Below are 17,279 nucleotides of genomic sequence, written 5' to 3'. Positions count from 1 at the left end.
AACAAAGTTTATTGTGAAAACAAGAAATAAATCAAGTTTGTTTTCATGTTCGCTCACCCCTCCCTGAAGGAAGGGGAGTGCGCTCACACTTGTTCAAAAATTGATTCCTTGATGCTCATACCGCGTCCTCTGTGTTCAGGATTTCATTTCTTTCGCTTGCCAGTCTTTGCTTGAGAGTTTTCAAAGCGACTAGGTGTGGAGGATTTGAGTTTGTTTCTTCCTCAGAAATACACTGAATCTTACTGTCTAAGGAATCAATCATACTATCAAACAAGGTTGTGCGCTCGGATAAATCGAGTTCTCGCCATTGGTTGTATTGATCTGCCTCAGAGTTCCACTTTTCCTCTGGTGAGATATAGTCCATTCCCAAAATCAGCTTGATGATTTTGTCCTCAACTTTAGCTAAATGCATATCGTCTAGACCTTTGCGACTGTACACCATTACAGGGTTGTACTCGCTATCAATGTGCTCATCGTCCTCAATGGTAACAACAGCACTCAAATTGTGAGACTGAATACGTTCAGCAATTGATGAATTCTTAGTATTCCAGTTAGAACTAACTCTTAGCTGGTTTTTTCGAGCAAATGGCTTTCTAAACTCTTCTGCGAAAATAGAGATATTCTCATCATCAGAATTTCTCATGCTTCGAATAAGAGCGGTAACAACATTAGCACCATACTTTTCCAGTGTGGAAATGCAAAAGAACTTTAACTGATACTTATAAATCAAGTTTAGCAGTTTATAAGCTTTGACAGGGTCGGTTTGTTTCATAACGCGCTCGTTGAGGTTTGAGTCGCAAATTTTGAATGAATCTTGAACGTCTAAGACACCCGCAAAATCGAAAGCAATAGCAATGTTGTTATTCATAATTTTCTCCGTTTTTCCTGATTATACAAAAATAGAGTCGTCAGTCAATGAAAATCATAGCTGTAGCAAGAAGATTTATGTCACATTGAAGTAAAAGAACCCAGTTGAGTTATTGCCCGATACATCGGGCTTCTATATGATACAATTCGATTAAAAAATAAAAACTAATTAATTAACGAGTGGAAATAAAGTAATGGAAATGACACGAAAAGAGTTTCATAAAAACAACACTAGGATTTTGATATATGGTATTGTTATCGGCACTATTTTGGGAATTCTTATTGGTTTAGGCGCAAGCTGATTTAGAAGGGTGGTTTCGTGTTTAATAGCTTAAAAAAATCACTTTATGATTTCATAACCCCATCGAAAGATGAGGAAATCATAAAAGCTAACGACAAGTTGAAAGACATAGTGCCAACGCTATGGCTTTTTGGAAAAACAGGAGCAGGAAAATCCTCGCTAGTAAAGTACATAACCAAACAAGATGATGTCGAAGTTGGTAATGGATTTATGCCATGTACTAAAGTGTCGTCTATCTTCCCTTTTCCATCTGATAAGCCAATTGTAAGCTTTTTGGATACAAGAGGGTTATGCGAAGCAAGCTATGACCCAACTGAGGATATTGAACATTTATCAATAGATAGCAACGTGATTTTGCTTGTGATGCGACTAGACGATCCGTCGCAGAAGGATGTTCTATCATCCCTTAAGAAAGTAAAGAAATCCAAGTCCAAAAAGATTCTTACTAACCATCTAATTGTCATACACACTTTCTGCTCTCAGCTATCAGAAGAAGATAGGAATAGGATGATCACTCTTCAAAACAGTGAAGTTGAGAAGGTGTGGGGTTCAAATTTTAAATCAACGCATGTCGATTTCGACTCACTAGAAAATATTGATGCACTTAATCAATTGTTAGTTGATGAACTCCCTCTAGTTTCTGAAGCCCTATTCTTTGCTGATGATGAGGGGGATAATTTTGCCTACAGCAGGCTTAAGAAAGACATCATTTGGTATTCTTTAGCTGCTGGCGCAGCAGATGCGATTCCTGTTGCTGGTGCTTTTACTGTGCCAACAATTCAGGGGAAGATGTTATATGACTTAGCCGCAAAGTTGGATCTTGAGTGGAACAAGAAAGAGTTCCTGGAGTTCACAGGCAGTCTTGGTACGACAATCGCTATTCAATTTGGTGCAAGCTTTCTTATCCGTCAAGCGACAAAGTTCATACCTGTATACGGTCAAACAGCGGGAGCGGCTATCTCTGCCTCTGTTGGGTTCGCAGCAACATTCGCATTAGGTAAAGCAGCTTGCTTGTACATGTGTTACAAGAAGAAGGGTGTAGCGGTTAATTCAGATGAGCTTCAAAGAGTTTTTAAAGAAGCATTTGATTCCAAGAAGGACACAAAACCTTCTTGATATAGATAAGGTTATCCATGCTTTTCTTTATAAAAAAAGAGGATAGGTTATATCCTCTTTTAATTTTATGTTATATGGATTATTTAAGAAGTAGGCTTATCTTGTTGTCTGGCTTGATCACATCTAGTGCAATCTTGATAGCCACAATTATTGGAACGCTTAAGAACATCCCAACCATCCCAAAGATCTTTCCAAATGCAATCATAGATAGGAATACAATCAAAGTCGAAAGACCTAGTTTATCACCTATGATTTTAGGCTCTAAATAGCTCCCTATTACAACGTTCACAGATACATAGACTGCTAGAGTGCCAAGGGTAGGGACTAACCCCATAGTCGCCATAGAAACGATTAGAGCAGGGATTGCAGCTAATATGCTTCCGATATTAGGAATGAAGTTCAATGTAGTAGCAATAATGCCCCAAAGTAACCAGTACTTATGACCAATGAAGTATAGAGCCGTTGCGATGATAAAGCCTGTTGCAAAACTTGCCAGAAACTTAACGTAAATATATGTCTGGATTTGCTTTGAAGTGCCATCAGAGAGTTTGCTCGTTCCAAAAAACGCAGTAATTTTTTTCTGCCATGACTTGCCTTCGCAGAGAGCTAGGAATGTTGTAAAAGCAACTACAAATGTGAAAGAAATCGAACTTTTAATGGTATTTAGTACAGCAAAACCCGAATTGATAAAAGAGCCAGGATTAATGCTGCTCAATTTGTTTTTGATTAAAGATTCATTATCTCCACTAAATTCATTTATCTTCTCGATGAGAACCATGACTGAAGAGTTCATGTCTTTGATAAAGCTTTTAGATGAAGAGGCGACAACATCACCAATCATGTAAACGCTGTAACCTAGCAGAACTACAGTTACTAAAGAAGCTAACGTTCTTGGGATCTTGTAGGATTCCATTTTGTCCACAATTGGATTGCAAAGCACAGCAAGGAAAACCGCCAAGAGTAAAGGGGCAAGTATGTCTTGGGCTTCTTTAAGACCAGCGATAATAATAATTACTGAAGCCATGATCAGTAAAGGATTTGAGTAATCTTTAATTACTGAGATTGACTTTTTTGTTGGTGGTTTCTTCTCAGGGGTTTCGCTTTCTACAGGTTGTAGAGGCTGATGAACAGGATGTTGCTGTTCTTCTATAGGAGTTACGTTTTCATTCATGATTTTATTTCTTAAATTTATTGATTAATAAAATAAAAACCATCACGAAAACATATTTTACCAATACCCAAATAAAAAGCGCTCTGTGATAGCTTTTAATGATTGCAGGCTTAGAGGCTTTGATATGAGGTAGACTCTAAAAAATTGGCTTTCTTAAATTGGTTCGCAAAGCAGAGGATTGAACTCAAAACATATTTGCTAGGCATGATTTAACATGGGCTGAAATCGCGCAAATCAACCCTGATACCTTATGATCTCTCAGGTATCCCTAACAAATACATAGCAGCCTCTAAAACACCAACCTTACCAACCATTCGAATTAAGATCATTCAACGAAATGATTGTGAGACTTACTTTGCGAGATTCTGAAATGCATCCTTAAAATTGGATGCATTCTAAAAATGGCGCTCCTTGCAAGACTTGAACTTGCGACATACGGATTAACAGTCCGCCGTTCTACCAACTGAACTAAAGGAGCGGAGTGGGTTCACGACTATGTGTCCAACCCTCTACAAGCCATTGCACTTACCATGTGTAAGCGATTAACGAGCAGGTTAAATCACCTCTTGCTGGAATCGAACCAGCGACCCTCGGATTAAAAGTCCGCCATTCTACCGACTGAATTAAAGAGGTGATGGATTCGCGACTATATGTCCAATCCACTACAAGCCATTGCACTTACCATGTGTAAGAGATTAACTTATAGGACAAGCAGTTTAATAGTTTATAAAAAACCGCATGATACTGGCGCTCCTTGCAAGACTCGAACTTGCGACATACGGATTAACAGTCCGCCGTTCTACCAACTGAACTAAAGGAGCAAATTTGTAGTGTTCGTGATATTAGATGCATGACAATAGCGCAACTAAATTCCAACACCTCTATACATTGTCAGAATACAGCTCGATACTCGTGAAACAAAAATAGCTTCCTGTATCTCTGCCTATTGAGACAGAACCTTCTCTTAGCCCCATACGCCGTTTAGTAGTAGGGAAAGGACACTACGAATTCCTGTATGGGTCGGCAGGCTTGCTGATACCTTACACCTGCATCCAAACCATCAAAGATGGGGTATCTTGACGTTTATTCTTTAAAAACTGGAGCGTACAGCGAGAATCGAACTCGCATCACCTGCTTGGAAGGCAGGGGTAATAGCCGTTATACGATGTACGCGTAAAAGCTGGTGGGATGAGTAGGAATCGAACCCACTCAGATGTTAATCTTAACAGAGCTGTCAAACAGAGTTTCATCCCCACAATCTTATTAAAAAGGTCTACCCTTTTAATAACACTGTGTAAGTTTAGTATTGGTGCGCGAGGCGGGACTCGAACCCGCACGCCAAAAGGCAGGGGATTTTAAATCCCCAATGTCTACCAATTTCATCACTCGCGCAAATAAATAGTTTAAATACCTAATGCTCTACCAGTAATCAAACACCAGTCGATGGAGGACTGTTTTTTTATGTGCTTGGCTGTGCTTGGCTTAACGGTATGCAAGCAGTCTATGCTGATATTACTGAGAATTGGACATCAACCAATTCTAATATCTAATCACCTTATCCATTATAATTTAGACGGTTTGCAGATCTAGCTTTCAATCTTTGCCTTATCCGCCAGGCTTTAGCACTCATTTGAGTTCCGATTTCTTTAAAGATAAACAACACACTTAATTCTCAAATAAATAGTATCGATTTGAGAATGTGATGCAACCAATTAGTGTAAGCGTCGGAATCGAACCGTAAAGCTTAAAGTCGTCAGCACACTCCCCCAGGTCTAGCCATTTTAACTTACAACTCACACTAATCTAATTGAGAGATCCACTGACTAGGTGGAGCTGGGGGCTATCTCTCAATGTTTGGAACAAGGTCGAGTGAATGTATCGGCATCACCCCTTAAACTCCCAAATTTTTTGGGCTTTAACCGCAACTCACGTCTTCTGCGGCAACCTTGAAATCAGCCTCGTTGCTGGACTTGAACCTGCGACCCCTTAAAAGGATTAAGGCGCTCTACCAACTGAGCTAAACGAGGAAATTGTTACTGAGAAGCTATCTAGAGATAGCTGTTCACTAACAACTTAATTGAAGCCAAACAAGCTCTTTGGCTAGAGCCTTCTCTTTCCCATAGATCCCTAGCGAGTAAGCTTTCTAGGGTGGTCGGGAGGATTAAGCAAGCAACCCCGAATGCCTTGCGTAAAAAGTGGCGGAGAGAGAGGGGTTCGAACCCTCGATGCAGCTATAAACTACATACTCCCTTAGCAGGGGAGCGCTTTCAACCTCTCAGCCATCTCTCCGTTTTTACACTCGTGATAAAGTCTTACTCAAGGGCGAGAGTTAAAGTCATATCCAGTGTAAGTACTGCCCATTCAGCACAAAATAAGTTTAGTACTCGCGGTATGGTTATGTTCCAAGGGAGGGAATCATGGTTATACCCAATACTTGTGCGTCCCTAACACACGACCTCTGTTTAGCCTCATAAGCCCTTTTGCGGTAGAAGAGGACACCGCGCATACCATTATGAGTCGGAAGCCTTAGATGCTCTTACAGCTTCATCCGTCAAATCACCGAAGTGGAGCAATCAGACATTCGTTTAGCGATATTGTCGCGAAATTGGTGCGAGTATTTCACGATACCCGCATGAGAAAAGTAGAGTGCTACAACACAAATCCATAGGAATTATGTATCAATACTTTTCGCATAATGTGGCGGTGAGTGAGGGGTTCGAACCCTCGATACAGCTATAAACTATATATGCGCTTTCCAGGCGCACTCCTTCAACCTCTCGGACAACTCACCTTAAAAATCTTATAAGGTTACTGGCGGTGAGAGAGGGATTCGAACCCTCGATGCGGCTACAAACCACATACTCCCTTAGCAGGGGAGCGCTTTCAGCCTCTCAGCCATCTCACCATTACAGTAACAACCAACTGGAGCGGTTTTCTCCAAATTTAGGCTGAATTACGGTTACTGGGATTTTACAAGTCAAAGTGTCTTACCGTTTCTTGTAACTTAACCAGACCACATTCAGCACATTTCTAAATTCACGAACATGAATTTAGAAGTATGCTGAAAGACCGAAACATCGATCAAACAGCCACTTCGAGTTGAGATAGGACGGCGAACTCAACCCATTTACACATCTACGAGCCGTCATGTTTGCATAATGACCAGATTTGAACTGGTTCAATCGCCGCTACACCACTCTCAAATTGGTCATTGTCTACAAATAAATTGTAGGTAGGCGATTATTACCTTGAGAGTCATTATGCATAAGCTGCTGAAAATCAACAGCTAAAATAAGAAAGCCAATTTTTTAAAGAACAAAAACTATGATTTATATGTTTACCATAATTAAATGCACTGAAACTTACATTTTAGAACACTTAAGTATGGCAGAGGCGGCTGGAATCGAACCAGCGACCAATGGTTTAGAAGACCATTGCTCTATCCCCTGAGCTACGCCCCCGCTGATGAGACTTTATATTATCAAATCAAATTAACTAGTCAAGATGTTTTTTAAAAAAAGTTTTTTAATCAACAGCTTATCATGATTTTATCTGGTGGCTCGGGAGGGACTTGAACCCCCGACACAAGAATTATGAGTTCTCCGTTCTAACCAACTGAACTACCGAGCCGCTTAATAAACATTATCTTATATGACTTTGATTATTTATTGATAACAAAAGCCAAATTAAAAGCAATTAACTTCTAAATGAAGACCATCTAAGATTAAATTTAAGATGGTTGGTCGAGGGAGACTCGAACTCCCGACATCAAGATTATGAGTCTTGCGTTCTAACCGACTGAACTATCGACCAATTACTTAAAAAAATATCATTCTATGGGTTTGCCATAATTAAGTGCTTTAAAGTATTATAAAAAACACTTAAGTATGGCAGAGGCGGCTGGAATCGAACCAGCGACCAATGGTTTAGAAGACCATTGCTCTATCCCCTGAGCTACGCCCCCGCTGATGAGACTTTATATTATCAAATCAAATTAACTAGTCAAGATGTTTTTTAAAAAAAGTTTTTTAATCAACAGCTTATCATGATTTTATCTGGTGGCTCGGGAGGGACTTGAACCCCCGACACAAGAATTATGAGTTCTCCGTTCTAACCAACTGAACTACCGAGCCATTTAGATAAAATAACAATAAGTAACAGCTTAAAATCAAAACTAACTAAAACCAATTTTTTGACAAGTTTTGATGACTAAAGCCACTATAGAAAACGAACATAAGAATAAAGATAAACATTATTAAGCAAATTAGGTAAGAAAACTATCAATTTAAAAAAAACACAAAGTGATAATTTTCATTAGCTTACCGCTAATTTCTTTATTTATATCTGTTAGCCATACTTAAATGCTTTAAAGGCATTAAAAAAGCACTTAAGTATGGCAGAGGCGGCTGGAATCGAACCAGCGACCAATGGTTTAGAAGACCATTGCTCTATCCCCTGAGCTACGCCCCCGCTGATGAGACTTTATATTAATGATTCAAATTAGAATGTCAATAACAAATTTTATCTTTTTTTAAATCAAAGTCTTAAGCTCAATAAATCAACAATTCTAAATTTCAATCTCTGTTACCACTTAACGTTATTGAAAAACCATAAGTAGAATGAAAGAAGTCAATATTGATGATTTTGGCTACTCTACCTTTAAATGTACTTCAGGTGTTGATAAATACATTTAAAGCTAGGGTGTCCTGGCAGGGGTAACAGGATTCGAACCTGTGACCTTCGGTTTCGTAGACCGACACTCTAAATCCGCTGAGCTACACCCCCAGACCAGAAGGCTCTCGCCCTCTTGTTGATTACAGTATATGGGGAATATGAAGTGCCTGTCAACAACTAAATTGAAAAAAATCCAATTAAATCATGCGCTTATGTCAGTTTTCTATGGGCGATAAAAGCCCTCGCCAATTAAGACGATTTTTGATTAAGATGCAATCATCGGACTATAAAAATCACATAGTCACAAAGGAAAGCTAATACAAAATTTGTTTAATATTGCGCAGAGATGCGCACAGAGAAGCTTACCTACGTCTTATAGTAGATAAACTGGATATTCGACTGGATAAGAAGATTGGAGTTTCGAAAGTTTCAATAGCATCAAAGTCAGAGATCTTTGAGAGGAATTCTGACTGTAGGCATTCAGCTTGTGGTGTCTCCATATGGGGAGAACCATATTCTTTTGACGTTTTCATTTTTGTTCTCATTATTTATATACAACTATTTAATTATATAGATTGGATTTTTCCATGTAAAGATTTTCATTCAAAAGAGTTTCTTTAAAGGTCGGTTTCAGATAGGCGTCTAATTTCCTCAATGCGTGTCACAGAAGAGCAATCATCATCAATCCAAAAGGCAATATCGTCCAACGAAATGCTTGTATGCTGCAAAATGAAATCTTCCTTTTGCATCCCTTCACAAAAGATAACAATATCCTCTGGAAAGTGCTCAAAGATGTCATCATTACCGCTGTGAACTGAACGCGCAGTACAAATCATGATGTCGAAACCTGAATCTTTAAAAATTCTCATAACCGACTTGAACAGGGACACGTTTAGGCTGATCGTTCGATCAAAATCGAACATGATGATCTTTTTCTTCATTCGATAGTCTCTTTTAATTTGTTTCAACCTTTATACCATTAAAGATGATAGTTATCAATATTGTTGACTCTTAATGCTATGCATGTATACTACAAACAACATCCTGGAGGCTAAATGATACCTGAAAATGTACAGCAGTTGATTGATAAGATTGATTCTGGAGTAATTCTAGATTCATTTGATGAGATTCTATCATTCGTAAAACAGGGTTATTTTGTAGGAATGAATGAGCTACAAAAGCGATTTAGTGATGACGGGAAGCTTTCTGAAGACTTCATTAGCAACCATTTTCAATCACTTCGTTCGCTGTTAATCTCGGAAAAATTGCAATCGATTGGAATGTACGCGCCTATTTCTTTAGAGGGAGCTGATTTATTCGTAAGGTTCTTTAATGAGCTTTCAGTTATAGACCCAATAGCTGGAAGAGGATTCTTTGCAAAAGCACTGAGAAAGCGCGGCGTTGAGGTTCTGGCTGGCGATATAAACCCATACAAACCTGTAACTGAAGTTGAGCATAGCTGTGCCAAAAACCTTGTAGAAATCCATAAAGACAAATACGATCTACTATCATTGTGCTGGCCTGAGATGGGTGAGCTAGATTATGAGCTTGCTTTGCAATGGGGTGTATCAAAACCCATCCTTTTTTATGGTGAAATTGGTGGATGTACAGGAAGCTCAACATTCAGGGATCATTTTATTCAGCTATTTTCTTTAGATAGCCCTGATGATTATCTAGATCATGTTAATCAAGCAATGTACTTTGGCTATTTGATGCCTGAGGATTATACTCCTGGAGACTTCAGAAAAAGCATTGATGTTGCTGTCTACGCATTACACACGGTGTTAAAGCGTCAATCATACACCATAGCTGACTTGTACTTAGGTGATAAAGAATTCATCAAGGATAAGATTCAGTCAGAAGTTATGATTAAGGAAGCACTAGCAAAAATTTTGACTTCAAAAAGATGGGTGCCTCTTAAAGATAGGCTAGAAAAAATTACCCCTCAGATACGAGATGAAGTAAAGCGAATCATCGTTATGTTTAGTAAAGAACCTGACCGATTCAATTTAAGTGAGTCGGAGTCAAAAGCCATCAACAAGCTAAGAGACGTGTTATTGAAACTGGGCTGATTTTCAGCCCTTAAATAATTAAAGTGAAATCATGAAAAAGTACGCTGAAATTACAAAATCAAATCAATCAAAAATCGAAAATTCATACTTCCATAAAACCGTCAAAGCTATGCTTGACTTCATCGATGTGTATCCACCGTCTGTAATGACGAAAATTAATGATGATAAGAAGCTTAGAAAAATTTCGGTTATGGCAGATCCAGTATATAAACTACAATCTTCCTTCGGTAGTACGGTGAATGACATTAAGTCTTCTATCATCCTAGCAAGTAATGAAAACGTAATTCCTCATTTTATTGATGAGATGGCAATGTTCGCAGCAAAATTCAAATACTTGTTAGAGGAAAAGGATAAGCTAAAATCATCTCAAGAGCTTAATGCATACTACAAAGATCTGAAGCTTAAACAAAAAGATATTAAAGACTCTCTTGTTTCGGATTTGAAGCAATTCTCAGAAAGTTTTGATATCGGTATCGATATTAAGCAAGCAATTATTATGTTTGATATCTTATCAGATAAGCACTATCTTACTTTAACGCTTAAACGAAGCTTTGAAGATGGTGAAAAATCAGTCAGCAAGCATCTTTCATTAATTGATAAACTTTATGAAAAATCACAACAAGTTGAAGAATTGCTTGTGGGTGATACTGTTTTAGATATGGTTAAAAAGACTAAAATCTCGAAAAGAAATCTAAAGAATCACTTTATCGAAGAAGTTAAAAAACTATTGGAAGACTCAAGCGTAAACATTAAGCTTTCAAAAGCAGACATTTTGAATATCATCAAATAAAGTAAAAGGGCGGTGCAAACCGCCCTTTTTTATTTCTTAATTAAATTAAATGTGAAGTGCAATGCCATTAGTAATGCCACTACAATAAATCCAAACAAACTTAGTTCCATCAGTGTGATGTCAGCAAACAGGGTTGGTGATACCCCACAAATACCATGAGGCTGAAATATAAAAGGAAAAATAGAGTCCAGAGGAAGGAAGCTTGGGAATGGTGATGATGTTGAACAAGTTGCGATCATTTTGCCTTTTTCAATCATTAGACCTTCATAAGTAAAGCTAAGCATCCAGTAGATTGAAGCTACAGATGATAGGAAAACAAGAGGTTTCTTGAACCAGTCAATCTTCCCATCAGGTAAAACAATTTGAACTAACCCTGCTATACCCATAAGAGCTACAGCGCTTCTCATCAACACGCACAAAGAACATGGCTGATATCCTAAACCATACTGTATGAAGAGAGCTAAAGCTTCTGAACTCAAAGAAATTGCGATTAAAAAATATCCAAATAACTGTTTGTTTTTAATTAAGTCTATAAATTTACTTTTCATTTGATTAAACCTAGTGTTATAGTTCGGGCTATTGATTACGGAGCATTACATAAATTGGTAAAACTTTCAAAAAGATTTTGCCGCTAAGTTTTTATGCTGTATAATAATCAAGAATCATTAATCAATAAATTAAATAGTAATAATTTAAGGAATAAAAAATGGCATCTCGTGGCATAAATAAAGTCATTCTTGTCGGCAATCTAGGTAACGATCCTGAAGTTCGTGCTATGCCGAATGGTGGTAATGTAGCTAACATAACTATCGCTACTTCTGAGTCATGGCGTGATAAAGCGACAGGCGAGCAACGTGAGAAAACTGAATGGCACCGTGTGTCACTGTTTGGCGTTCTGGCTGATGTAGCAGGTCAATACCTGAAAAAAGGTTCTCAAGTATACATCGAAGGTCAACTTCAAACTCGTAAATGGCAAGATCAGCAAGGTCAAGATCGCTACACAACTGAAGTGGTTGTTCAAGGATACCAAGGCGTAATGCAAATGCTTGGTGGTCGCCCACAAGGTCAGCCTGATCAAGGTCAACATCAAGGACAACCAGCTCAAGGTCAGCACCAAGGACAACCAGCTCAAGGTCAGCACCAAGGTCAACCTGCTCAAGGTCAGCACCAATCTTATGATGCACCTCAACAATTCTCTCAGCCGAGCGATCAAGGCTTCCCGAAAGATAATGGTCAACCTCAACAATACGCTGCTCCGCAACAACATGCTCCACAGCAACAACATGCTCCACAGCAACAACATGCTCCACAGCAACAACATGCTCCACAGCAACAATATGCTCCGCAGCAGCAACATGCTCCGCAGCAGCAATTCAATGAGCCACCAATGGACTTTGATGATGACATTCCTTTTTAACGGCTAAGTCATTGATTTATAACGATATTTTCCAGAAAAGCCCACTTGATAGTGGGCTTTATTTTGCCTAAAAACTATATATTGACTCATGGCTCAATATATGCATAATGGAGTCAATTAAGAAATCAAAAATAGGTAAAAGTAATGAAAGTGAATAAAGTCCTAATGGTAGTTTTGGCTACAATCTCGTTAAATGTTCAGTCTGCAACTTACGAAATGGAAAGAGCTGATACATACTATGCAATTAAGTCTGATCATGTAGCATCTGTTTGTTTCAATCTAGCAAGAGAATCTCTGATTGAAGCGGGTCTAAGTCCTCAATCAGCTATTAGGGAAGACATCTACAATACGTGCATGTCAAAGCTTTCAAAACTTGATACTTTCACAGCAAAAAGAAAGTACTAACTTTTATCAAAACGAAAAAGCCAGCTATAAGCTGGCTTTTTGATTAAAATGCTGGCACCCATCCTTTTGGAGTACTGCTTTTATTCTTTATTGGCTTTTCTTCAGGAATCAAAAGTCTATCCTTCCAAACATGAAACTTTTTCTGATCTATTTTACTCATTATTGGGAAAAGATTTTTTTGGAATGTATCAAGGTTATTGTAGTAAAGTGTGCTTTCCTTAAGATTCTCGAAATCTCTAGCTATCAAATTCATCGAGTATAATTGGCTAGAAACTTTAGTTCGAGTAAACTCTAGTCCTGAAATATCAGCAATCACTTCTCTCTCGTCATTATTTCTATATTGCTCAATAGCTTTCTTGATACTTACTGGACTACCATTCTTATCATAAACCTTGTGGTTTAAGCACTTTTTCAGTTTATCCTCCATCAAAGGAAGGCAAGTATCGAAGTCAATCAGAATTCTATCTTTTGGCACATTAAAGGAAAAAAGGTGCGCATCTAAAGAAATCGTAGAGTCCTTTGTGAAAACGATGGAAGGCATTGAGTTAGCTATATTCAAGCAGCTAGAAATATTGTGTGATAATGAATCAACCCCAAACCCATTTAAGTCACTATCGCTCTCTAACATTAGAACTCTATACAAACGAGTTGGGGTATACGACTTTTGGCTAAGTTCTACAAGTTCAGGAAACAAGGTAAAGAAATCTTCACTTGTAAACCTATCACTCTTTTTAGAGTGAGTTATATGTTGAATTAACTTTTTGGCGTGTTCGAATTTCATATAAAAACCAGGGCGTAAGTTATTTAATTTATATTAATAAAATACGCCCTCAATGTCTATTTCCTGCCTCTATGAGGATTGTTTGCTTGCTTCCATCCTTCAATAGCTAGTTTCTTTGTTGTGTCATGTGACTCAAACCCATAAGGGCATGAAATTGGGTCATGCACCACTACATGAGGATGATCTCTATCTAATAGACATCCTTCGCATGGAGACTCTTTAGAACATTCTGAAGAGCAGTTTTCGCCCCAAGTTGTGTCATAAAAATACTTCGGACTTTTCTTACAGTTAAAGCACTTCAACCTATGAAGGATAATTGGATTCTCTTTTGTAGGCAGTTCTGATTCACACATCAATAAGCACTCCATTATGTAACCAGTTTACTTTATGAGCTTCATCTTCAATTGGCAATTCAAACTTTGAACACTGATTTTCAATAACCTCAGGGATAACTCGTTTTTTACGGCTTTTGTTATCAATGTGAAGTTGCGCTTTATCTTTGATGAAAACAAAAAATCGAACATAAGCTTTGTACTTAAACGCAAGTTCAGTAACCTTGCTCCTAAAGTCGTATCTGTAGTTTGTTGCATCCCAAATTACATGATTTCCACTTCTCAAGTGATCCTTTAGTTCCTCTAGTGCAATTCTTAACACTTCATTGTTCACATCTTGTGAGTCAATGTTTTTAAACCTGGCTCTAATGTTGTCCATACTAATGACAGGGCATTCAGGTACTGTTTTTGTGTATGTAGATTTGCCAGAGCTAGCCACACCAACCAAAACATCTACAATTGGATAGCCCATGTGAGCATAAGGTTTACTTAGAGACTCTTCAATCATATAGATGTTGCCATCAATAATATTTGAAATGCCTCTGATACTAATATGCTCGGGGTTTTGACTTGGCTTATGAATTAATTTAGCAACTTTTTCTTTTTGCTTTAGCTCATAATCTTTGAAGTAACCACCAAGATTGTAGTCTAGATAGTTGAGTTTGAAAAACTCAACATAGTCAAGTTGCTCTTGTTTGTCTTCACAGCCTCTACCTAAGATATCTGCCATTGCTAAGTAATAAAGCAGGTCGAGAGATTTTACCTCTCTAAATAGGCGAATGTATGAACGGTAGTCTTCATTTCGGATCACCAATAACTTTGCTTGCTGGTGGAATCCAACTATCTTGATGATGACCAACCATTCTTCATATGTAAGCTCATGTGGCTTTTTGCATGAAAATAATAATGATGCACCAATCTGCTCGTGCTTTGGCGCTACAACGCGAATCTCGCCATTGATTTCTCTTTCATGAGTTGTGATTGGCTTCGCGTAGTCGTGCAAAGCTGCTGACCAAAGAAGAATTTTTTGTTCAGACTCAGAAAGTTGCGGATTTTTTAAAATTAGTTTTTTCATCTCTTGGATAACTAGGTCTGTGTGAATTTTCACATTACCTTCACTATGCCAACGACTGTCTTGAACGGTACTTTCAAATTCCGCTAGTAGAGGAAATTCTTGAAGGTGATTGTTCAAAACTGAGTCTAGAGAGAAAGAATGAACAAAATCACTCATACTGCCTCCTTAAAGCTTTCCTTATTATATATAAAAACAGGCACAAGTAAATGCCTTGTGCCTACTAAGCGAGTTTTTGTTTTGTAGCTATAAATTAGTATGCGAACATTAAATCTTTTGGATTTAAAGTGGAACAAACAACGTTTTTATCACCGACACATAAGTAATCAATTCCTTCTTTGGTGCCTTTCCAGACGCTAGAACCAGGCTTAATTAAGGGTATCTCTCTATCCAGAGCAAAAGATTTATTATTGCTAACTAAAACAAGGGTTAAATTCCTAACAATATGTACTGAGTCTCTAGTGATACCAGAATCAAAATCTTTATAGGTGTAAACATATGATTGCTCGACAGATCCAATCCTTTCAAACTCATTTTTAGCGATCTCTTTCATGCTATCAGTCTTTTGAAACTGAGCTTGCCTTTGTTCGTATTGAGCCGTTTTTACGTCTTTAAAAAATGAGAAGCCTAACGCACTAAAAGCACAGAAAGCTGTGACAAGTAAAACAATTCTTAAACTCAGATTTCTTTCATTTCTTTTATCCACTTTATCTTACCTTTTGCGCTTATAGCTTTCTGATTGTGCCTTTCTCTAAGGCTGAAATTATAGTATCTAATTTTGAAGTGTTCTGTGAAGAAATTTCAATCAAGTGAGAAACTGAACTTTCAACTTTTGAATCTTTACTGAGATCTACAACTTTGTATTTAGACGGATTTTTTATCTCGTCTAACTCTCTTTGTTTTCTCACTGCTGCCGTGTGTAGATCGTCGTATAGGTTACTTTGAATTGAAGCTCTTACTATGGAACTGATAAATGTTCCATACATGATCAGCGACACAAATGAGCCGACAGCAATAACTGTTATTCCTTGATTTGCAGTATTAGCAACATAGAATGCACTTAAGAGCGGTATCAAAGAAGTAATTGAGATTCTTACACTTCGTTCAATTGCATTATTCATCGAGCGATATTTATCGTAGTTTGTTATCTTGGTTACTTTCGTGTCGTTTTTCGAAGCAGTTTCATTATCAGAAAACTTTTGCCTTAGTCCGTCAACGTATTCAGAGGCGTAGTAAACAAGTAGGAAGGCGATGATCCCAGCAAGGTAGTAAGGTACGAATTGAAAGTAACAGCCTATAGCTATCGCTATACTGAAAATTGCATTGAAAAAAATCATGTTTCATTCTCTTTGAGTGTTTATTATACAGTTATTGTTTTTAAAGTAAATAATGCTTGACTTGGTTTTTATTTATATTAATATTTGGGTGGTTGGTAAGCAATACCAATGACAAAAAAATTAATCAATTAAAGTAAGGATTTAACTATGGCTAAGCGCGTTGGTGCTAAGAAAGCACTTCAAATGATGGATGATGTTAAAAAGCATGTTGCTCAACAAGCTAAGAAAGAGTCCAAAGACAAATCCTAATTTTTAGGTATTAAGAAAGCCTTGGCTATTAAGCCAGGGTTTTTTGATCTGTAAGGGAAATGCTGAATGCGATACTCATTACTAATCTGTATGATTTTAATGCTCGGCTGTGCAAGAGCGAATGCAATGGATAAGACAGGAGTCGAACCGTCAGATCCATTCAATTTTTCTAAAATTGCCGATGATCTCATGAAAAGTTATGACATTGTGGATATGAAAATTTCAATGTTCAGTGAGCAAAACACGGTATGTCGATTTTTAAAAATGTCATTCTTCGAGATTGAAGTGGTATCGAGACTTATAGATTTCGGCGGTGATGATTTGCAAGGAACTCAAAACGCTAAGCAATATCAGCAGTATTTTCTGAATAGAAAGATTCAGTTTGATGAAAGAACCAGTCTGTCTATGGGTGTGGGCGCGGTACTATCATTTAAAACTGATGAATCCATGATAAATCTTCTTGCGAACAATGCTTTGGTAATTGAAAAGACAGGCGTTCCCGTAATGATGTCTCAAATTTCATTCAATACAATCCAACCGATCTCAGAGCATTCAACTATAAATTTTGGGATTAAGGTCGTAAAGGATTTTGACGCATTCGGATCAAAAAAGGGTATGTATCAAAAGAGTATGAGTGAGTCTCAGCTATCCTTAGAATACGTGCTTATATTTTAATTTTTTATATTGATTAATAA

14 protein-coding genes and 16 tRNA genes are annotated in these 17,279 nt (G+C 37.7%); 6 read left to right on the top strand and 24 right to left on the bottom strand.

The window, feature by feature from the left end:
• Positions 1 to 115: 115 nt before the first annotated feature.
• The gene (locus R7Q39_RS21135) at positions 116 to 868 is read right to left on the bottom strand and encodes a hypothetical protein (RefSeq protein ID WP_318076793.1); all 753 of its coding nucleotides are present in this window, start codon (positions 866 to 868) and stop codon (positions 116 to 118) included.
• A 318-nt stretch (positions 869 to 1,186) separates the two neighbouring features.
• Between R7Q39_RS21135 and R7Q39_RS21130 the strand changes: the two genes are divergently transcribed.
• Complete coding sequence (locus R7Q39_RS21130) at positions 1,187 to 2,284, top strand: GTPase (RefSeq protein ID WP_318076792.1); 1,098 nt, start codon at positions 1,187 to 1,189, stop codon at positions 2,282 to 2,284.
• Between the two features lie 79 nt (positions 2,285 to 2,363).
• Here the strand turns inward: R7Q39_RS21130 and R7Q39_RS21125 are convergent, their stop codons facing one another.
• The 18 genes from R7Q39_RS21125 to R7Q39_RS21040 all read right to left on the bottom strand — a co-directional run bounded on the left by R7Q39_RS21125 (position 2,364) and on the right by R7Q39_RS21040 (position 9,070).
• Positions 2,364 to 3,455 carry an AI-2E family transporter gene (locus tag R7Q39_RS21125; RefSeq protein ID WP_053319124.1) on the bottom strand — a complete coding sequence of 364 codons (1,092 nt, stop codon included), beginning with the start codon at positions 3,453 to 3,455 and terminating at the stop codon, positions 2,364 to 2,366.
• 402 nt (positions 3,456 to 3,857) lie between these two features.
• Positions 3,858 to 3,933: transfer RNA gene (locus tag R7Q39_RS21120), tRNA-Asn, on the bottom strand.
• An 82-nt stretch (positions 3,934 to 4,015) separates the two neighbouring features.
• A tRNA-Lys gene (locus R7Q39_RS21115) sits at positions 4,016 to 4,088 on the bottom strand.
• Between the two features lie 112 nt (positions 4,089 to 4,200).
• Positions 4,201 to 4,276, bottom strand: a tRNA-Asn gene (locus R7Q39_RS21110).
• 277 nt (positions 4,277 to 4,553) lie between these two features.
• Positions 4,554 to 4,628, bottom strand: a tRNA-Gly gene (locus tag R7Q39_RS21105).
• Between the two features lie 134 nt (positions 4,629 to 4,762).
• Positions 4,763 to 4,847 (bottom strand) — tRNA-Leu (locus R7Q39_RS21100).
• Positions 4,848 to 5,410: 563 nt separating this feature from the next.
• Positions 5,411 to 5,482, bottom strand: a tRNA-Lys gene (locus R7Q39_RS21095).
• A gap of 169 nt (positions 5,483 to 5,651) precedes the next feature.
• Positions 5,652 to 5,744: transfer RNA gene (locus R7Q39_RS21090), tRNA-Ser, on the bottom strand.
• 409 nt (positions 5,745 to 6,153) lie between these two features.
• A tRNA-Ser gene (locus R7Q39_RS21085) sits at positions 6,154 to 6,246 on the bottom strand.
• A 21-nt stretch (positions 6,247 to 6,267) separates the two neighbouring features.
• Positions 6,268 to 6,360 (bottom strand) — tRNA-Ser (locus tag R7Q39_RS21080).
• Between the two features lie 480 nt (positions 6,361 to 6,840).
• A tRNA-Arg gene (locus R7Q39_RS21075) sits at positions 6,841 to 6,916 on the bottom strand.
• Positions 6,917 to 7,008: 92 nt separating this feature from the next.
• Positions 7,009 to 7,085: transfer RNA gene (locus R7Q39_RS21070), tRNA-Met, on the bottom strand.
• A 106-nt stretch (positions 7,086 to 7,191) separates the two neighbouring features.
• A tRNA-Met gene (locus R7Q39_RS21065) sits at positions 7,192 to 7,268 on the bottom strand.
• Between the two features lie 75 nt (positions 7,269 to 7,343).
• Positions 7,344 to 7,419 (bottom strand) — tRNA-Arg (locus R7Q39_RS21060).
• 92 nt (positions 7,420 to 7,511) lie between these two features.
• Positions 7,512 to 7,588: transfer RNA gene (locus R7Q39_RS21055), tRNA-Met, on the bottom strand.
• Positions 7,589 to 7,849: 261 nt separating this feature from the next.
• Positions 7,850 to 7,925, bottom strand: a tRNA-Arg gene (locus tag R7Q39_RS21050).
• Between the two features lie 237 nt (positions 7,926 to 8,162).
• Positions 8,163 to 8,240: transfer RNA gene (locus R7Q39_RS21045), tRNA-Arg, on the bottom strand.
• A gap of 506 nt (positions 8,241 to 8,746) precedes the next feature.
• Positions 8,747 to 9,070 carry a hypothetical protein gene (locus R7Q39_RS21040; protein WP_020331782.1) on the bottom strand — a complete coding sequence of 108 codons (324 nt, stop codon included), beginning with the start codon at positions 9,068 to 9,070 and terminating at the stop codon, positions 8,747 to 8,749.
• A gap of 114 nt (positions 9,071 to 9,184) precedes the next feature.
• Between R7Q39_RS21040 and R7Q39_RS21035 the strand changes: the two genes are divergently transcribed.
• A complete protein-coding gene (locus R7Q39_RS21035; RefSeq protein WP_318076791.1) occupies positions 9,185 to 10,201 on the top strand; it encodes a hypothetical protein in 1,017 nt (338 codons plus the stop codon).
• A 31-nt stretch (positions 10,202 to 10,232) separates the two neighbouring features.
• Positions 10,233 to 10,991 (top strand): hypothetical protein, encoded by a 759-nt coding sequence (locus R7Q39_RS21030; RefSeq protein WP_020331785.1) that lies wholly within the window; start codon positions 10,233 to 10,235, stop codon positions 10,989 to 10,991.
• A gap of 29 nt (positions 10,992 to 11,020) precedes the next feature.
• On the opposite strand, the gene R7Q39_RS21025 is transcribed toward R7Q39_RS21030, so the two are convergent.
• Positions 11,021 to 11,539 (bottom strand): disulfide bond formation protein B, encoded by a 519-nt coding sequence (locus R7Q39_RS21025; RefSeq protein ID WP_053313313.1) that lies wholly within the window; start codon positions 11,537 to 11,539, stop codon positions 11,021 to 11,023.
• Between the two features lie 158 nt (positions 11,540 to 11,697).
• On the opposite strand from R7Q39_RS21025, the gene ssb reads away from it, so the two are divergent.
• Positions 11,698 to 12,408 (top strand): single-stranded DNA-binding protein, encoded by a 711-nt coding sequence (gene ssb / locus R7Q39_RS21020; RefSeq protein WP_318076790.1) that lies wholly within the window; start codon positions 11,698 to 11,700, stop codon positions 12,406 to 12,408.
• A gap of 144 nt (positions 12,409 to 12,552) precedes the next feature.
• The gene (locus R7Q39_RS21015) at positions 12,553 to 12,813 is read left to right on the top strand and encodes a hypothetical protein (RefSeq protein WP_038129562.1); all 261 of its coding nucleotides are present in this window, start codon (positions 12,553 to 12,555) and stop codon (positions 12,811 to 12,813) included.
• Positions 12,814 to 12,856: 43 nt separating this feature from the next.
• Here the strand turns inward: R7Q39_RS21015 and R7Q39_RS21010 are convergent, their stop codons facing one another.
• From R7Q39_RS21010 to R7Q39_RS20995, 4 genes are all read right to left on the bottom strand, one after another.
• Positions 12,857 to 13,594, bottom strand: coding sequence for a hypothetical protein (locus R7Q39_RS21010; protein WP_318076789.1), 738 nt, complete (start codon positions 13,592 to 13,594; stop codon positions 12,857 to 12,859).
• A 345-nt stretch (positions 13,595 to 13,939) separates the two neighbouring features.
• Positions 13,940 to 15,157, bottom strand: a complete 1,218-nt coding sequence (locus R7Q39_RS21005; RefSeq protein WP_318076788.1) for an AAA family ATPase — start codon at positions 15,155 to 15,157, stop codon at positions 13,940 to 13,942.
• A gap of 94 nt (positions 15,158 to 15,251) precedes the next feature.
• The gene (locus R7Q39_RS21000) at positions 15,252 to 15,704 is read right to left on the bottom strand and encodes a hypothetical protein (RefSeq protein WP_053313317.1); all 453 of its coding nucleotides are present in this window, start codon (positions 15,702 to 15,704) and stop codon (positions 15,252 to 15,254) included.
• A gap of 19 nt (positions 15,705 to 15,723) precedes the next feature.
• Positions 15,724 to 16,335: a hypothetical protein gene (locus tag R7Q39_RS20995; protein WP_318076787.1), complete on the bottom strand. Its 612-nt coding sequence runs from the start codon at positions 16,333 to 16,335 to the stop codon at positions 15,724 to 15,726.
• 375 nt (positions 16,336 to 16,710) lie between these two features.
• Here R7Q39_RS20995 and R7Q39_RS20990 point away from each other — a divergent pair, with 375 nt between their 5' ends.
• A complete protein-coding gene (locus tag R7Q39_RS20990; protein WP_318076786.1) occupies positions 16,711 to 17,259 on the top strand; it encodes a hypothetical protein in 549 nt (182 codons plus the stop codon).
• The last annotated feature ends 20 nt before the right edge of the window (positions 17,260 to 17,279 follow it).

Origin of the sequence: Vibrio sp. 947, from assembly GCF_033339115.1 — a bacterium.
GTDB lineage: Bacteria > Pseudomonadota > Gammaproteobacteria > Enterobacterales > Vibrionaceae > Vibrio > Vibrio alginolyticus.
This window is presented reverse-complemented; position numbering and strand designations above follow the sequence as displayed.

Bases quoted from the DNA above. Each gene is read 5' to 3' on its own strand.
- R7Q39_RS21010 (WP_318076789.1), bottom strand. From the start codon at position 13,594: ATGAAATTCGAACACGCCAAAAAGTTAATTCAACATATAACTCACTCT.
- R7Q39_RS21015 (WP_038129562.1), top strand. From the start codon at position 12,553: ATGAAAGTGAATAAAGTCCTAATGGTAGTTTTGGCTACAATCTCGTTA.
- R7Q39_RS20990 (WP_318076786.1), top strand. From the start codon at position 16,711: ATGGATAAGACAGGAGTCGAACCGTCAGATCCATTCAATTTTTCTAAA.
- R7Q39_RS20995 (WP_318076787.1), bottom strand. From the start codon at position 16,335: ATGATTTTTTTCAATGCAATTTTCAGTATAGCGATAGCTATAGGCTGT.
- R7Q39_RS21005 (WP_318076788.1), bottom strand. From the start codon at position 15,157: ATGAGTGATTTTGTTCATTCTTTCTCTCTAGACTCAGTTTTGAACAAT.
- R7Q39_RS21135 (WP_318076793.1), bottom strand. From the start codon at position 868: ATGAATAACAACATTGCTATTGCTTTCGATTTTGCGGGTGTCTTAGAC.
- R7Q39_RS21030 (WP_020331785.1), top strand. From the start codon at position 10,233: ATGAAAAAGTACGCTGAAATTACAAAATCAAATCAATCAAAAATCGAA.
- R7Q39_RS21040 (WP_020331782.1), bottom strand. From the start codon at position 9,070: ATGAAGAAAAAGATCATCATGTTCGATTTTGATCGAACGATCAGCCTA.
- ssb (WP_318076790.1), top strand. From the start codon at position 11,698: ATGGCATCTCGTGGCATAAATAAAGTCATTCTTGTCGGCAATCTAGGT.
- R7Q39_RS21025 (WP_053313313.1), bottom strand. From the start codon at position 11,539: ATGAAAAGTAAATTTATAGACTTAATTAAAAACAAACAGTTATTTGGA.
- R7Q39_RS21125 (WP_053319124.1), bottom strand. From the start codon at position 3,455: ATGAATGAAAACGTAACTCCTATAGAAGAACAGCAACATCCTGTTCAT.
- R7Q39_RS21035 (WP_318076791.1), top strand. From the start codon at position 9,185: ATGATACCTGAAAATGTACAGCAGTTGATTGATAAGATTGATTCTGGA.